Source organism: Bradyrhizobium tropiciagri (assembly GCF_018130505.1).
Classification (GTDB): domain Bacteria; phylum Pseudomonadota; class Alphaproteobacteria; order Rhizobiales; family Xanthobacteraceae; genus Bradyrhizobium; species Bradyrhizobium tropiciagri_B.
In genome coordinates this window covers 231,685-247,376 of record NZ_JAFCKH010000012.1, presented here as the reverse complement: position 1 = coordinate 247,376, position 15,692 = coordinate 231,685, and the positions used below count along the sequence as shown (strand labels likewise).

Below are 15,692 nucleotides of genomic sequence, written 5' to 3'. Positions count from 1 at the left end.
CCGGAGCCGCATCCGATGCGCAACAAGAGAGGATGCCCTGTGGCATTGATCGGAGTGATCATTGCCGCGTTTGTGCTTCTTGCGACGCCGGCCCTGGCGGCCAACGCCGGTTTCGAGGAAATCAGGATCTCCAATGGCGCAGAAGCTCCGTTGACGATCGGCGTCTGGTATCCGACCGACGCATCCGAAACCGAACAGCGGCTGGACGGTTTCACCCAGAACGTGGCGCCGCGCGCAGCGGTCGCCGGCAGCGGGCTCCCGTTCGTAGTGTTCTCGCACGGCGGCGGTGGCGGATATGAAAGCCACTACGACACGGCTCTCGCCCTGGCCCATGCCGGCTTCGTCGTCGCGGCCGTCAGCCATGCGGGGGACACCCACGATGACCAGAGCCAGGTCCTGAAGCTCTGGCGCCGTCCGGCCCAGCTCCGGCGCCTCGTCTCCTACATGCTGGAGCAATGGCCGCATCACGATCAGCTGGACGGACGGCGGATCGGTGCGTTCGGTTTCTCCAACGGCGGCTTCACCGTGCTCGTGGCGGCAGGCGGGATACCGGACCTCGGCAAGATCGGCCCCTACTGCCAGACGAATCCTGATCACGATCTCTGCCGGGCGCTGAAGCAGGCCGGCATCGATCCACATCTCGGCGGCGAGGTTCCCTCCGATGCCTGGGCCGCGGATCCCCGCATCAAGGCCGCGGTCGTCGCCGCTCCGGCATTCGGCTTTGCGTTCGTCAACGGCGGGTTGGAGAAGGTTCGCATTCCGATCCAGCTTTGGCGCGCGGCAGACGACAGGCACCAACCCGCGCCCTGGTACGAGGAGCCGGTGCGAGCCGGCTTGCCAAATCCGCCCGAGTATCACGTCGTCACCGGCGCGGGCCATTATGACTTCCTGCCGCCGTGCGGTCCGCGCCTCGCCGCCGTGGCCCCGCAAATCTGCGCCGATCCACCGGGGTTCGATCGCGCGGGATTTCACCAGCGGTTCGATGCGGACGTGACGCGGTTTTTCCGGACAAACCTGAACTAGGCGTGGACCCATCAAGCTGCTGGGCGAGGGATGCCACAGTCCGCTATCCACCATTAGTGATTAAATTACGCATCGCCGCTGAATGACGCGATGGGCCAGTTGCAGACATCCCCTGCCCAGGACGACATGTCCGCCTAGCACCCCGCAAGCGCGATCAGCGCCCGCGGCCAGCACATCCCGTGTGGGCAAGTACGGAAGTCTTCCTGCTCTATCTGGGATTTGGGTTGGAGTAACATTCGCTACGAGCTGCCAGCCAAACGCGCATTCCTTAAAGCAATCGGCAGCGACCGCTCCTGGCAAGCGTATCGGATTTTGATCGTTTTGGGTTTCGTGGCGCGCGCGCCATCGGATTAGAGGGAGGGTTGCAATGAACACTCACTCGACTCGAAAATTATTCGCGACGAGCCTGATCACTGCCAGTCTGATAGGTGGCGCGTTCGGTCAACAAGATCAAAAGCTCGGCAAGGTGACGTTTCCCACCTCCTGCGATCCCGGCGTACAGGCCGAGTTCGACCGCGGGGTCGCCATGCTACATTCATACTGGTTCCTGATCGCCCGCCGAAAGTTCGAAGCCATACTGCAGCAGGATCCCACCTGCGCGATGGCCTATTGGGGCGTAGCGATGGACTACCTCGGTAACACCCTTGCAACCACACCGACAAAAGCAGAGGCGCAGGCGGCTTGGGAGGCTTTGGAAAAGGCACGGGATGTCGGGCCGAAGACCCCGCGCGAGCGCGACTGGATAGAGGCACTGAGCGCCTATTTCCGCGATTCCGGCCAGCGCCCGGTGGATGTCCGCCTGACGGCCTACAATGCCGCCATGGAGCGAATGGCGCAGATCTATCCTGACGACTACGAGGTGCAGGCCTACTATGCGCTGACCCTACAGGCCTCGGCGCCGAAAAACGACCTCTCATATGCCAACCAGCTGAAATCCGCTGCAATTCTAGAAAAGCTCTTTGAACAGAATCCGGAACATCCGGGTGTGACGCACTACCTCATCCACGCCTACGATTTCGCGCCGCTTGCTGAAAAGGGTGTTGCGTCAGCCCGTCGTTATGCGGGCATTGCGCCGGCGGTGCCACATGCGCGGCACATGCCGTCGCACATCTATTCCATGGTCGGCCTGTGGGAAGAATCCGTCGCCGCAAACGCTTCAGCGCTCGAGATCCAGCCTGACTACTACCACGCGGCAGACTTTACGGTGTATGCGCATCTGCAGCTGGCGCAAGACGCCAAGGCCGATACGATGATTAAGAAGTCGCTTGCCACCGCCGATCGCGGCGACCGACCGATCAACTTCGTAAATTTCACGGCCAAGGCCGCCATGCCGGCGCGCTATGTATTGGAACGCGCCGACTGGGCCGGCGCCGCTGCGATGCCAATGACGCCTACCAAGTATCCCATGGCGGATTCCCTGATCCGCTTCACGCGCGGTCTCGGCATGGCGCGTACCGGCGATGTCGCCGGTGCCAGGAACGAGATCGAGCAGATGAAGGTGTTGCGCGCGACGCTGCAGAGTGCAGACCAGTCCTATTGGGCCGACCGGACCGAAGAGCAAATGCTTGCCGTTTCCGCTTGGGTCGCACTGAAGCAAGATGACACCGACCAGGCCCTGAAGTTTATGCGCGCGGCCGCCGACAGCGAAGACGGCAGTCTCAAACATGTGGCGATGGAAAACCGCCTGTTTCCGTTCCGCGAACTGCTGGCGGAAATGCTGCTCGAGGCAGGGCAGCCCGCAGCCGCATTGACGGAGTACGAGACGGCGCTCAGGCAATCCCCCAATCGCTTCCGCGCGTTCTGGGGGGCCGCGCGCGCTGCCGACGGCGCTGGGGATCGTCAGAAGTCAACCGAGTATTTTGGCAAGCTGATGGAACTCGCCAGGAACGCCGATACGGAGCGGGAGGAAATCCGTCAGGCCAAGGAACGCTTGCGGAATGAGACAGTGGGTACTGCACGACAATGACGCTCCGGGTGTCCGGTCCGACGGCTTGGAGCGCCGTGATGCGAAGGACGACGCCGATCCACGCGGTCGTTGCGGGGATGGTGCTCAGCGGGCTGGCCGTCGGTCTGTTTGTCTGTGCGAAGGATTGGACGGAATGGCGCACCATACTGCCGTTCAGTGAGCCCAACGGCGCAACGAGGACCGCAGTCGCGCCCGAAGCCTGGCCGATCTGCACCACCATGGTGTCAGTTGCGACAGATGCCGACTGGGTGCAACTCGACCCCGATTTCAAGGTAGGCAAGAAGTTGCTTGCTGCCGCGGACTGGAATGGCGCAATCGCAGCGTTCGAACTCGCCGCGCTGCGCGACCCGCGTAATGCCGATGTCCAGAACTACATCGGCTATTCCTATCGGCGCTTGCGTCAGCTTGGTCCGGCTATCGGTCACTATCAGCAGGCGCTGATGCTAAATCCCCGTCATCGCGGCGCGCACGAGCATCTTGGCGAGGCTTATCTGGTGCTTGGCGAGCCCACCAAGGCCGAGCAACATTTGGCTGCACTGGAAAGGCTCTGCCTCCTTCCTTGCGAGGAATATCACGACCTCAAACGCGCCATTGCGGCTTACAAGAGGTTAGCCACACGTTGAGGACAGATCGGCGACCGAGAGGATTTCAGATCCCGGAACGCCACATTGAGAGTCCGAAGCTGGCGCTCCAAATCATGCGTTACACACTCAGCGATTACGAGCCTGTATGGGCCGAGGCAAAGAACTGCTCGGGTCCGTCGACCTCGATCAGCTTCCTTGCCGCGATCACCCAGAACCGGTTCGCCACCTCGCGCACGAACCGGCGATCGTGCGAGACCAGGAGGCAGCTCGCCTGCTGTGCCATCAACTCCTCCTCGAGCGCCTCCTGTCCGTCGATATCGAGGTGGTTGGTCGGCTCGTCGAGCAGATAGAAGTTCGGCTGGGTGAGCCGCAGCACCAGCATGCCGAGGCGCGCCTTCTGGCCGCCCGACAATCGCCCGATCGGACGGCCCTGCATCTCGATCGACAGGCCGGCGCCGGCGAGCAGGCCGCGCGCTCGCTGGTCGCCGACCTCGAAGCGCCGGGTGAGCATTCGTATCGGCGTATCGGCGTCGGCGAGATCGGCCAGCGCCTGGTCGCAATAGCCTGTAACGAGCGACTCGGTGGCTTTGATCCCATCCGCGGCCGTCTGTTTGCCTTCGATCGCCTGGCGCAGCGCCGCGACGAACCGGGTCTTGCCGGCACCGTTCGGCCCGAGCAGCGCGATCCGGTCGCCCCTGCAGATGAACCGCTGCCCGGTCCTGAACAGCGGCCTGCCGTCGGGTGCCGCGATCATGGCGTCGTCCAGCCTGACCAGCACCTTGGCATGGGTGTCGCGATTGGCGAGCTTGATGGTCCCGGCGGACCGCTCGGCATGCGCGGGCTTTGCGGAATCCTCCAGCCGCTCGGCACGCTGCTTCAACTGCCGCGTCTTCGACAGCAGCAGATCGCTGCCGGAATTGACGCCGAGGTTATGCAGCTTGGCGGCCTGCTGGCGCAGCTGCCGGACGGCCTTCATGTCGCGCTGAAAACTGCGCTCGTCCGATGCATCGGCCTCGTCGATGGCCGCGCGCGCCGGCGTGTATGGCAGCGCGAACAGCAACGACCGTTCCGGGCGCAGGAACAGCGTCCGGTTGGTGGCGGCATCGAGGAAGGCGCGATCGTGGCTTGCGATCACAACCGGCATCTCGCGCGGCAATGCGTTCAGCCAGGCTTCGAGCCGGCCGATCTTGGCGAGGTCGAGATGGTTGGTCGGCTCGTCGAGCAGCAGCACGTCGGGCTCGGTCACCAGCACGCGGGCAAGCAGCGCAAGCCGCAGCCAGCCGCCGCTCAATTGCTGCAGCGGCCTCTGCCATAGCTCGTCGGGCACTTCGAGCGCTTGCAGGGCGACGTCGACCCGCCAGCCTCCGCTTGTCCGCTGCTCCTTGGGTAACGCTTCGAGGACGGCCGCGTGAAACGGCGTATCGAGCAGCGCCGGCGGCGCATCCTGCGCGACATGGCCGACGGTCAGGCCGCGCGCGCGGGTGATGTCGCCTTCGTTGGGCTCCATCGTGCCGGCGATACAGCGCAGCAGCGTGGACTTGCCGCGGCCGTTGGCGGCGACGAGGCCGATCCGGTCGCCGGCATTGACGACGAGGTTGAGCTCGGAAAACAGCGGCGCGTTCAGCGTCACGCCGAGATTGCGGACATTGATGAGGGTCACGATCAATTCTCTGGTCTTGCCGGCCATCACGCATCACGTGCGTGTCGAAGCGCGGCGGGGAATCAGGTGCAGGCAGAAGCGCTCAAAGGCGCGATGCCGCACGGCCACGAAGGGCAGACCAGGAAGAGATTTTAGGAAAGTCTCCGGTCAGCCCTGCAAACGCATCTGCAGGGCATTGACGGGGCCACGCCGGAGGTGGTGATCGGCAAATCTCGTCACGACGCAGCCCTCCTTTCCGGGTTGGAATGATCCGATACGTTGAAGGTAGCTGCGTCCGCCGCCGATGGCAAGCACATCATTTCGGAATAATAAAAAAATATCACTGAGTTGCCCGACGCGTCAAGCAGCTTTTCCGCCGCCGGAGGCCGCCTGCTACTTTGCATGGGGTTGTTTTCAGCATTTTGGCACGCGCCCTCCTCGCGATGGCGACGGAGGACCACCCGACCGGGAAAATTAGCCGGTCCTGCGCACCGGCTCCACGACGTCGCCACGGCCGACCAGCGCGGCGTACTGGCCGATCGGCGCTGGCTTGCCGAGCAGATAGCCCTGCACCGCATCGCAGCCCTCCTCCGCGAGGAAGGCAAGCTGCGGCTCGGTCTCGACGCCCTCGGCGACAATAGACATTTCGAGACCGTGGCCGAGATCGATCACGGCGCGCACGATCGCGGCCGATTGCGGGTTGCGGCCGAGATTGATGACGAAGGCGCGGTCGATCTTGATCTTGTCGAACGGGAACGCCTGCAGATAGCTCAGCGAGGAATAGCCGCTGCCGAAATCGTCCATCGAGATGCGCACGCCGAGCGCCTTCAGCCGCCGCAGCAGCGACAGGCCGCGGTCGAAATCCTCGATCAGCACGCCTTCGGTGATTTCCAGTTCGAGACGGTCCGGCGCCAGCCCGGTCTCGAGCAGGATCGAATGCACGAGGCCGACGAGGTCGCCATGGGTGAACTGCGCCGGCGACAGGTTGACCGCGACCTGCAGCGGCACCGCCCAGGAGGCGGCCTCGCGGCAGGCTTCGCGCAGGATCCACTCGCCCATCTCGACGATCAGCCCGCTCTCCTCGGCGAGCGGAATGAAGTCACCCGGCGGCACGAAGCCGCGCACCGGGTGGTGCCAGCGCGCCAGCGCCTCGAAGCCGATCACCTCGCTGGCCGCGACGCTCGCACCCGCGGCGGCCTGCGGCTGGTAGTAGAGCGACAATTCGCCGTTGCGGATCGCGACCGAGAGCTCCTGGTGCAGCACGCGGCGGTCGCGGACCTGCTGGTCCATGTCGGGCTCGTAGATCGAGATCGTGCCGCGCGACTTCGCCTTGGCGCGGAACAAGGCCGCGCCGGCATTGGCGAGCAGCGAGGCCGCGTCCGATCCGTTGTGCGGGAACACGGAGATGCCGGTGGTGAGGCCGGTGCGCACCGACTTGCCGTCGATCGCGAAATCCTGCCCGAGCGCCTCGGCCGCCTGTTCGGCGAGCGCGATGCCCGCCGCGGGCTGCCGGCCGTCGATGATGAGGCCGAACTCGTCGCCGGACAGCCGCGCCACGACGCCGCCGCGCGCCGCCGACTGCAGCCGCTGCGCCACTTCGATCAGCACCTTGTCGCCCATCGCGTGGCCGAAGACGTCGTTGATCTCCTTCAGCCCGTCGAGATCGACGCAGAGCACCGCGAACTCCTCGTCGGTGCCGGCGCAGGCCTCGATCATCTGGGTCAGCGCCTGCAGGAAGGCGGCGCGGTTCGGCAGGTCGGTCAGGCCGTCGTGATAGGCCATGTGCGCCATCCGCGACTCGGTCTGGCGCCGGTCGGTGACGTCCTCATGGGTCTTGATCAGATATTGCGGCTCGCCATTGTCGTCGAGCACGGTCATGCGGCGGGTCAGGAACAGCCGCAGGCCGTCCTTGGTCGAGATCGGATGCTCTTCCGCGATCATGCCGCGCTTGCGCAGCGCGGCCTCGTCGCGGGCGATGATCAGCTTGGCTTCGCGCGGGTTGAAGATGTCGGCGGCGGTGAGACCCGTGGCATCCTCGCGGCGGCGGTTCAGGATGGTCTCGGCGCTGCGGTTGGCCAGCAAATAGCGGCCGTCATTGACGCGCTGGACGATCAGCGAGACCGGGATGTTGTCGACCACGAGTTCGAGGAACTTCTTGTTGTTCTCGAGCTCACGCGACAGCGAGCGGCGCTCGGTGACGTCCTCGAACAGCGAAATCAGGAATTCCGGCGCGCCGGCCTCGTTGCGCGCGACGACGCGGTTCGACGCCAGGATGCGCTTCTCCGTGCCGCGTTCGACGAAGAATTCGCTGCGGTGAAAGCCCTCCGACGCGTTCAGGGCGGCGCGGTCCGCCACCTCGATGCTGTTGGCGGTCTCGGGACGGAAGATCTCGTCGGCGCGCTTGCCGACGATGTGATCGCGCGAGAAGCGGGAGAAGCGCTCGAAGGCGCGGTTGGCGAAGATGTAGCGGCCGTCCTCGATGTTCTTGGCGGCGACGCAGACCGGGACGTTGTCGAGCACCGATTCCAGGAACTGGGTCGTCGAGGCCAGCTTGCGCGACATCGCGCGCTGGTCGGTGCAATCGAGATGGGTCGCCATCGAGCCGCCGTTCGGCAGCGGGAAGAACTTCACCAGCACCGAGCGGCCGCCCGGCAACTCCGTGATCATGCCCTCGGGCGCCGCGGCCTTGGTGTAGAAATCGTCGGGACTGACGTCGAGCGCGCCGCGGCTGCGGCGCAGCTGCAGCAGCTCGGGCCCGGTCATGTTGCGGCGGATGTCGGCGCGCGACAGGCCGTAGATGTCGAGATAGCGGTCGTTGCAGAACACGATCCGGCCGCCGGCGTCGGTCATCACCACGCCCTGGTTCAGATGATTGAGAGCCGACGAGACGAAGGCGCTGCGCCGTAGCTGCGACCGCTTGGCCCTGCGCAGCGCCGACAGCACCCAGAGCCCGATCGCGCCGAAGAAGGAGGCGACGACCACGCTGCCGATCAGCAGCTCCCAAACCACGTTCGGATCGAGGTCACCGAGATAGCTCGTCGGCGCGAACGCGCCGGTGCCGGCCCAGGCGGCAGCGCATGGCGAGACGACGGCGATCAGGCAAAGCACGCCCGTCGCCGGAATCAAATCCTTCCCGCCCGCCTGCCGCTTCCTGCCAACCATCAGTCACCCGCGGATTTCGCGGCGGAGTGTCCGGCTTCGGCCGTTTGGATCGAGTAAACGCGTTGTGATGCAACCGGAAAATGCGACTTAAACTACGGCAATTGCCCTGACATGATTAATGGTCCACTAACAGGGTCGCGATCGGAAACTATTCCAGACGGCGCAAGCACTTGGCCTATGGAATTTGCTAGACGGGTCGCGTGCGGCGGGATCGCTGCCGCGGCAGAATTCGGATCTGAAGGACGAGATGGACAGGGTTGATTGCGTGATCGTGGGCGCCGGGGTGATCGGCCTCGCCGTGGCCCGCCGGCTGGCACAGGCCGGCCGCGAAGTTGTCGTGATCGAGGAAGCCGAGGGCATCGGCACGATCACCTCGTCGCGGAACAGCGAGGTGATCCACGCCGGCATCTACTACCGCGCCGGCAGCCTGATGGCGCGGATGTGCGTCAGCGGCAAGCACGCGCTGTACCGCTACTGCGCCGAACACGGCATCCCGCACAAGAATTGCGGCAAGCTGATCGTCGCCACCACGCCGGCGGAAAGCGAGAAGCTGGCGTCGATCCGCGCCCATGCCGCGGCCAACGGCGTCGACGACATGCAGCTATTGTCCGGAGAAGCGGCGCGGGCGCTGGAACCGGCGCTGAACTGTGACGCGGCGCTGCTGTCGCCATCCACCGGGATCATCGACAGCCATGCCTACATGCTGGCGCTGCGCGGCGACGCCGAGGAGGCCGGCGCCGCCTTCGCATTCCACACGCCGTTGCTGCACGCCAGGGCTACCGGGGGCGGATTCGAGATCGAGGCCGGCGGCGCGGCGCCGATGGCGCTCGCCTGCGATCTCCTGATCAACTGCGCCGGCCTCGGCGCCACGGCGGTCGCGCGCGGCATCGAGGGCATGCCGATCGAACTAATTCCGACCGCCTATCTCGCCAAGGGCAACTACTTCAGCTGCAGCGCGCGGGCGCCGTTCTCACGGCTGATCTACCCGGTGCCGGAACCCGGCGGGCTCGGCGTGCACCTCACCCTCGACATGGCCGGACAGGCCAGATTCGGCCCTGACGTCGAATGGGTCGATCACATCGACTACGCCGTCGACCCGGCGCGGGCCGAGCGGTTCTATCCGGCGATCCGGAAGTACTGGCCGACACTGCCCGATGGCGCGCTGATGCCGAGCTATTCGGGCATGCGGCCCAAGATCGTGCCGCCGGCCGTCGCGACCCAGGATTTCCTGATCCAGGGGCCGCACGACCATGGCGTCAGCGGGTTGGTCAACCTGTTCGGGATCGAGTCGCCCGGGCTGACGTCATCGCTGGCGATCGCCGACCATGTCGGCGAGCTGGCGGAACTCTGAGCAGATGCAGCATAGCTTGCCGTGGGATGGCCGCACTCAAGCGTCCATCCGGCGGCAGATCAACTCAGGATATGTCGGTGGGGGTTAGTGGACCGTATCGTCCGCGACGGCGGAGTGCCTCAGACGCTCGATCTGGTCCTTGACCATCAGCTTGCGGCGCTTCAGCTCGCAAATGTGGAGATCGTCTACAGAGGGATGCACGAGAGCTTCGTGCAGTTCGTTCTCGAGTATTTTGTGTTTACGCTCCAGCTCAACGAGATGGGCCTGTATTGCCATTGCGAACTCTCCTCGGTGCGTTAAACCTCAGGTTCGATCCGGACCAATGAGTGTACACAAGTGAGAAGAACTGTCGATGGGGAACGCAATATGCCGCACGCAGATTTTCCGCCTCATCTGTAACCAATCGTGACTAGGGAACCGGTGCAGCTTGCGTCGCGCGCGCCCAGGGACGATATTTCGACAAGCGGCTGCTTCGCCCGCGACAACCTAACCGTGCTTATCAGTTAATCTACACCATGAATGATCAGGATGAGCGCGAACTCCACGCCGAGCTTGCGCGTCTGCAACAGGAGCACCGCGATCTCGATGCCGCGATCGACGCGCTGCATCAGTCGCCGGCGCCGGACTTGTTGATGCTGCAACGCTTGAAGAAGCGGAAGCTGCAATTGCGCGACCGTATTGCCTTCATCGAAGACCAGATCACGCCCGACATCATCGCCTGACGCGCATGCTGCGGTTTGCGCAGCACGGTTCATCGCGCCCCGGTGTTTTCCCCGTCATCCACAGCGGATGGCAGCTTTCACGTTCGCGACAACACGAGCACGCCGGGCGGATTTTGGCCCTTGACTCTTCTGGAACAAAAAGAGAACATTTTGGCCAAGCCGTCAGCTTTGGAAAGGGAGTTTCGCCATGTCCGCATCGTCGTCCCTGCTCGACAACAGCCGCTACGAGAAGGCGTGCGATCAGGCGATCGCGATGTGCGACGGCAACATGCGCAGCACCATCAAGGCGCTGATCATGGCCAATGAATATCTGGAAGCCGAGCTCGAGGAGCTGCAGGCCGCGATCACCGCCGGCTGCGTGCCTGCGCCGGCGCAAGCGGCGAGCGATGCCGCCTGATAACGGAGCACAGCGATGGCCGATGTCACCTATTACGTGGCGCTGCCCTTCTTGCAGGACGACGACGGCTCGCCGGTCGCGGGCAATGCCGAGGAATGCCAGAGCTCGGCGATCGCGCTGCGGCGCGCCGAGACGATGTCGCGGATGCCCGGCAGCATCGGCGCGGTCGCCTTCAGCCGCACCGGCGATCCCGCGATCGGCGAATTCGGCGACGCCAAGCTGCTGCGCGCCTTCGGCAACGTGCCGGAGGATCTCAGCGCACTGTGAAAGCGTGTACTAAGGCAATTCGTGCCGCCGCTGCGCCTTGCGCACATACATCGCGCGATCGGCCTCATCGAGGACGCGATCGGGATCTGAGTGCGGGCCGATGATCGCGACGCCGGCCGATGCGCCGGCGCTGACATGGCTGCCATCGAACACGAAGGTGAGACGATCGATCATCTCTTCCAGCGCCGCGGCCTTGGCCCTGGCATCGGTCTCGCTGAGATTCCACAACAGCAAGGCGAACTCGTCGCCGCCGAGCCGGCCGATCACGTCGGACGCGCGCACATGGTCCAGCACCGCGGCGACGATCGCCTTCAGCACCGTATCTCCCGCCGCATGACCGTGGGTATCGTTGATCGGCTTGAGCCGATCGACGTCGAGCACGATCAATGCGCCCGTGGCGTGATAGCGCTTGATGAAGGCGACCGCCCGCGTCAGCTCGCGCTCGAAGCCGCGCCGGTTCAGGATGTCGAGCAGGAAATCGGTCTCGGCGGTGGCCTGCAGTTCCTCGATCCGGGCCTGGGCCCGCGCCAGCTGCGCCCTGAGCCGGCGAATCGTCGATTTGTCCGCGGATGCGACCGCTCCCCGCGCCGGAGCGTCGGTTCCCGCCCTGGTGGGGGCGGATTTGCGCGTAACCGCCGGGCGTTTCTGGCGTTTTGCGGGCTTGGAGGTCGCCTTGGCGCCGGTCGCCCTCGTCTTCTTCTTCATGCGCATCCTTGTTGAGGCCTGCTTATGAAGGCTTGCCGGGATTCACCAAGACAGGATAGTGCATTCTAACTCCCTTGCCACGCCTTGGATGATGCCCGGGCCGTCCCTATAATCGGCCTATGCTTTTGGATTCCTGCACAGAATTGACGACATGACCGCCCCGATCGCCATCATCATGGGAAGCCAGTCCGATTGGGAGACCATGCGCCATGCCGCCGACACGCTGGCGGCGCTCGGTGTCGCCTGCGAAACCCGGATCGTTTCCGCCCATCGCACCCCCGACCGGCTCTATGCCTTCGCCAAAGGCGCCAAGGCTGCCGGCCACAAGGTGATCATCGCCGGCGCCGGCGGCGCCGCGCATCTGCCGGGCATGACGGCGGCGCTGACCGAGCTTCCGGTGTTCGGCGTTCCCGTCGAGTCGAAAGCGCTGTCGGGCGTCGATTCGCTCTACTCGATCGTGCAGATGCCGGCCGGCATTCCGGTCGGCACGCTCGCGATCGGCAAGCCCGGCGCGATCAACGCGGCGCTGCTCGCGGCCAGCGTGCTGGCGCTGAATGACGCTGCCTTGTCGGCCCGGCTGGTGGCCTGGCGCCAGCAACAGACCGACGCGGTCAAGGACCGCCCGGAGGCCTCGGCGTGATGGCCCAGGGTCCAGTGAAGCTGAAGCCGGGCGACACCATCGGAATCCTCGGCGGCGGCCAATTGGGCCGGATGCTGGCGATGGCGGCCGCGCGCCTCGGGCTGCGTTGCCAGGTGTTCTCGCCCGATCCGGACTCGCCGGCCTTCGACGTGGTGCAGGCCGCGACCTGCGCGGAATATGCCGACGTCGAGGCGCTCGAACTGTTCGCCAACGACGTCAACGTCGTCACCTATGAATTCGAGAACGTGCCGGCCGCCACCGCCATGGTGCTGGCCGCGCGCCGCCCGGTGCTGCCGGCGCAGAAGATCCTGGAGACCACGCAGGACCGGCTGGTCGAGAAGGATTTCGTCAGCAAGCTCGGCATCGGCACCGCCGACTATGCCGATGTCTCCTCGGTCGCGACGCTGCACGCCGCGATCGCGCGCATCGGCCTGCCCGCCGTGATCAAGACCCGCCGCTTCGGCTACGACGGCAAGGGCCAGGCGATCGTCCGCGACGGCGACGACATCGACCAGATCTGGGAGGACCTCGGCACCAAGTCGGCGATCCTCGAGGCGTTCGTGCCGTTCGAGCGCGAGATCTCGGTGATCGCGGCGCGCTCGGCGTCCGGCCAGGTCGAATGTTTCGACGTCACCGAGAACGAGCATCGCGACCACATTCTGAAAACCTCCCGCGCGCCGGCGGCGATCCCCGACGCGCTCGCCGCGCAGGCACGAGCGATCGCCGAGAAGATCGCCTCGGCGCTCGATTATGTCGGCGTGCTGGCGGTCGAGTTGTTCGTGGTGCCGGGCAACGGCGCGCCGACGGTGCTGGTCAACGAGATCGCGCCGCGGGTGCATAATTCCGGCCACTGGACGCTCGACGGCGCCTCGATCTCGCAGTTCGAGCAACACATCCGCGCGATCGCCGGCTGGCCGCTCGGCAAGCCGGTGCGCCACGGCGAGGTGGTCACCATGACCAACCTGATCGGCGATGACATCCTGAGCTACGAGCAGTGGCTCACCGTCCCCGGCGCCACGGTGCATCTCTACGGCAAGGGCGCACCGCGCCCCGGCCGCAAGATGGGCCATGTCACCGAGGTGACGCCGCCGCGCAAGTCATAGCTCCGCGCGGCCTTCCCGACTTCATCGACGGAGATGGGATCGTGGCAGCCACGATCCCATTCGCAGATCATGCCGTCTTCACACCGGCGACGACGCCGGTCGGCTCGTCGCTGAGCCAGCGGTAGACGATGCCGCCGAGCGCCCCGCCGATCAGCGGCGCGACCCAGAACATCCAGAGTTGTGCCACGGCCCAGCCGCCGACGAACAGCGCCGGCCCGGTGCTGCGGGCCGGGTTCACCGAGGTGTTGGTGACGGGGATGCTGACGAGATGGATCATCACCAGCGCGAGCCCGATCGCGAGCGGCGCGAAGCCTGCCGGCGCCTTGCCGTGGGTCGATCCCATGATGATGAACAGGAACATCATGGTCATCACCACCTCGGTGATGAAGCAGGCCACCATGCTGTACTGGCCGGGCGAGTGCGCGTCATAGCCGTTGGACGCGAAGCCCTTGCTGACATCGAAGCCGGGGGCGCCGCTGGCGATCACATAGAGCAGCCAGGCTGCGATGATCGCGCCGGCGACCTGCGCGATGATGTAGGGCAGGATCTGGCCGGCCGGAAAACGCCCGCCTGCGGCCAGGCCGACCGTGACAGCCGGATTGAGGTGGCAGCCCGAGATATGGCCGATCGCATAGGCCATGGTGACCACGCTCAGGCCGAACGCCAGTGACACGCCAACGAGGCCAATTCCGACCTGCGGAAAGCCGGCCGCGATCACCGCGCTGCCGCAGCCTGCGAATGTGAGCCAGAACGTGCCGATCAGCTCGGCCGCATATTTCTTCATGTCCATGTGGCATCTCCCCTATTTCCAATGTCCGGACGCTCTAGGTTCCGGGAGCAGCCCTGATCCCGGCGCCAAATCACCCAAATCAGGGCCACACCGCGGCATTCTCGCCTCATTTCGTGGCTTTACTAGGCCCGAAAGTCACTCGACTGGTGGACATCTGCGCATTTGTCTGATACATGCGCGCGCCTAGGGTTAAAGAGGCAGGCCTTTGCCGCCCCTTTGCTTTGCCAGAATTCCGAACCGATCAATTCAGAAGAGGATGCCGCGTGCAGGTTCTCGTCCGCGATAACAATGTCGACCAGGCTCTCAAGGCGCTGAAGAAGAAGATGCAGCGCGAGGGCATTTTCCGCGAGATGAAGCTCCGCGGTCACTATGAGAAGCCCTCCGAGAAGAAGGCCCGTGAAAAGGCCGAAGCCGTGCGCCGCGCACGCAAGCTCGCCCGCAAGAAGCTGCAGCGCGAAGGCCTGCTGCCGATGAAGCCGAAGCCGGTGTTCGGCGCCGGTCCGGGCGGTGATCGTGGTGCTGGCGGCCGTAGCGGTGGTCCGGGCGCCGGTCGCGGTCCGCGCTGAACCGTTTTGCCGATCTGGAAGTCCAACAACGCGGGCCCTCGGCCCGCGTTGTCGTTTTGAAGCAGGCGGTATTCCGGGTTACCAATGCAAAATTACCTGCGAGAGCATTTTGCATAATGGCTCCTCCGGCGCCCCACTCCCGGTTCGGATCTGCGTACCGCCGCCATCAGGCGCCGCAGCTCATCCTCGTGGCAGTGGTCCTCGCCTTGCCGCTCGCAGGCTGCTCCTTTGACCTCGGATCATGGGGCTCGGATGACAAGCCGAAAGCGCCGCCCGCCGCGGCCGAGAAGCCGGCCGACACCATCACCTCACAGGACATCAGCAGCGCCAAGGATCACGCCGTCCGCGGCCAGGTGCTGGTGCGCTCCGGCAAGACCGACGAGGCGCTGGCCGAGTTCGATCAGGCGCTGGCGACCGACCCCTACAACATCCAGGCGCTGTACGGCCGCGGCCTGATCTATCAGGGGCGCGGCCAGCATCAGCAGGCGATCGACGATTTCACCGCGGCCAGCGGGCTCTCGCCGCAAAAGGTCGAGCCCCTGCTCGGCCGCGCCACCAGCTATCTGGCGCTCGACAAGGCCAAGGAGGCGGCCGCCGACCTCGACGAGGCCGTGCAGGCCGATCCATCCAGCGTCGGGGCGTGGACTGCCCGCGGCCAGGCCTATGAGAAGCTCGGCGACAAGGCCAAGGCGGCGGCGTCCTACAACCGCGTGCTCGCGCTGCGGCCGAGGGACGAGAGTGCGCGCAGCGGGCTGGCGCGCACCGGCGGTTAAGTCC

The 15,692-nt window shown here is 65.2% G+C and carries 16 protein-coding genes; 11 read left to right on the top strand and 5 right to left on the bottom strand.

Annotated elements, in window-relative coordinates:
* Positions 1–15 precede the first annotated feature (15 nt).
* From JQ633_RS28660 to JQ633_RS28650, 3 genes are all read left to right on the top strand, one after another.
* Positions 16–1,023 (top strand): alpha/beta hydrolase family protein, encoded by a 1,008-nt coding sequence (locus tag JQ633_RS28660; RefSeq protein WP_249159708.1) that lies wholly within the window; start codon positions 16–18, stop codon positions 1,021–1,023.
* Between the two features lie 367 nt (positions 1,024–1,390).
* The gene (locus JQ633_RS28655) at positions 1,391–2,989 is read left to right on the top strand and encodes a tetratricopeptide repeat protein (protein ID WP_211988456.1); all 1,599 of its coding nucleotides are present in this window, start codon (positions 1,391–1,393) and stop codon (positions 2,987–2,989) included.
* Between the two features lie 38 nt (positions 2,990–3,027).
* Positions 3,028–3,612 carry a tetratricopeptide repeat protein gene (locus JQ633_RS28650; RefSeq protein WP_211988455.1) on the top strand — a complete coding sequence of 195 codons (585 nt, stop codon included), beginning with the start codon at positions 3,028–3,030 and terminating at the stop codon, positions 3,610–3,612.
* 94 nt (positions 3,613–3,706) lie between these two features.
* Here JQ633_RS28650 and JQ633_RS28645 read toward each other — a convergent pair whose 3' ends face one another.
* The gene (locus tag JQ633_RS28645; protein ID WP_211988454.1) at positions 3,707–5,233 is read right to left on the bottom strand and encodes an ABC-F family ATP-binding cassette domain-containing protein; all 1,527 of its coding nucleotides are present in this window, start codon (positions 5,231–5,233) and stop codon (positions 3,707–3,709) included.
* A 453-nt stretch (positions 5,234–5,686) separates the two neighbouring features.
* Positions 5,687–8,374, bottom strand: coding sequence for a sensor domain-containing protein (locus JQ633_RS28640; protein WP_211988453.1), 2,688 nt, complete (start codon positions 8,372–8,374; stop codon positions 5,687–5,689).
* Between the two features lie 184 nt (positions 8,375–8,558).
* On the opposite strand from JQ633_RS28640, the gene JQ633_RS28635 reads away from it, so the two are divergent.
* Positions 8,559–9,725, top strand: a complete 1,167-nt coding sequence (locus JQ633_RS28635) for an NAD(P)/FAD-dependent oxidoreductase (RefSeq protein ID WP_433995702.1) — start codon at positions 8,559–8,561, stop codon at positions 9,723–9,725.
* Positions 9,726–9,809: 84 nt separating this feature from the next.
* Here the strand turns inward: JQ633_RS28635 and JQ633_RS28630 are convergent, their stop codons facing one another.
* Positions 9,810–10,001 carry a YdcH family protein gene (locus JQ633_RS28630; protein ID WP_211988451.1) on the bottom strand — a complete coding sequence of 64 codons (192 nt, stop codon included), beginning with the start codon at positions 9,999–10,001 and terminating at the stop codon, positions 9,810–9,812.
* Between the two features lie 239 nt (positions 10,002–10,240).
* On the opposite strand from JQ633_RS28630, the gene JQ633_RS28625 reads away from it, so the two are divergent.
* The 3 genes from JQ633_RS28625 to JQ633_RS28615 all read left to right on the top strand — a co-directional run bounded on the left by JQ633_RS28625 (position 10,241) and on the right by JQ633_RS28615 (position 11,111).
* Positions 10,241–10,447 (top strand): YdcH family protein, encoded by a 207-nt coding sequence (locus tag JQ633_RS28625; protein WP_029085523.1) that lies wholly within the window; start codon positions 10,241–10,243, stop codon positions 10,445–10,447.
* A gap of 187 nt (positions 10,448–10,634) precedes the next feature.
* On the top strand, positions 10,635–10,844 hold the full coding sequence (locus tag JQ633_RS28620; RefSeq protein ID WP_211988450.1) for a hypothetical protein: 210 nt from the start codon (positions 10,635–10,637) through the stop codon (positions 10,842–10,844).
* Between the two features lie 15 nt (positions 10,845–10,859).
* Positions 10,860–11,111: a hypothetical protein gene (locus tag JQ633_RS28615; protein ID WP_211988449.1), complete on the top strand. Its 252-nt coding sequence runs from the start codon at positions 10,860–10,862 to the stop codon at positions 11,109–11,111.
* A gap of 9 nt (positions 11,112–11,120) precedes the next feature.
* Here the strand turns inward: JQ633_RS28615 and JQ633_RS28610 are convergent, their stop codons facing one another.
* Positions 11,121–11,816, bottom strand: coding sequence for a GGDEF domain-containing protein (locus JQ633_RS28610; protein WP_433995701.1), 696 nt, complete (start codon positions 11,814–11,816; stop codon positions 11,121–11,123).
* A 151-nt stretch (positions 11,817–11,967) separates the two neighbouring features.
* Between JQ633_RS28610 and purE the strand changes: the two genes are divergently transcribed.
* Together purE and JQ633_RS28600 are read left to right on the top strand one after the other, a co-directional pair.
* Complete coding sequence (gene purE / locus JQ633_RS28605) at positions 11,968–12,456, top strand: 5-(carboxyamino)imidazole ribonucleotide mutase (RefSeq protein ID WP_211988447.1); 489 nt, start codon at positions 11,968–11,970, stop codon at positions 12,454–12,456.
* Positions 12,456–13,559 carry a 5-(carboxyamino)imidazole ribonucleotide synthase gene (locus JQ633_RS28600; RefSeq protein WP_211988446.1) on the top strand — a complete coding sequence of 368 codons (1,104 nt, stop codon included), beginning with the start codon at positions 12,456–12,458 and terminating at the stop codon, positions 13,557–13,559. The genes purE and JQ633_RS28600 overlap by 1 nt, the downstream gene beginning before the upstream one ends.
* Positions 13,560–13,626: 67 nt before the next feature.
* On the opposite strand, the gene aqpZ is transcribed toward JQ633_RS28600, so the two are convergent.
* A complete protein-coding gene (gene aqpZ / locus JQ633_RS28595; protein ID WP_211988445.1) occupies positions 13,627–14,349 on the bottom strand; it encodes an aquaporin Z in 723 nt (240 codons plus the stop codon).
* A 263-nt stretch (positions 14,350–14,612) separates the two neighbouring features.
* Here aqpZ and rpsU point away from each other — a divergent pair, with 263 nt between their 5' ends.
* Positions 14,613–14,915: a 30S ribosomal protein S21 gene (gene rpsU, locus JQ633_RS28590; protein WP_211988444.1), complete on the top strand. Its 303-nt coding sequence runs from the start codon at positions 14,613–14,615 to the stop codon at positions 14,913–14,915.
* A gap of 188 nt (positions 14,916–15,103) precedes the next feature.
* A complete protein-coding gene (locus JQ633_RS28585) occupies positions 15,104–15,688 on the top strand; it encodes a tetratricopeptide repeat protein (protein ID WP_349631624.1) in 585 nt (194 codons plus the stop codon).
* Positions 15,689–15,692 lie beyond the last annotated feature (4 nt).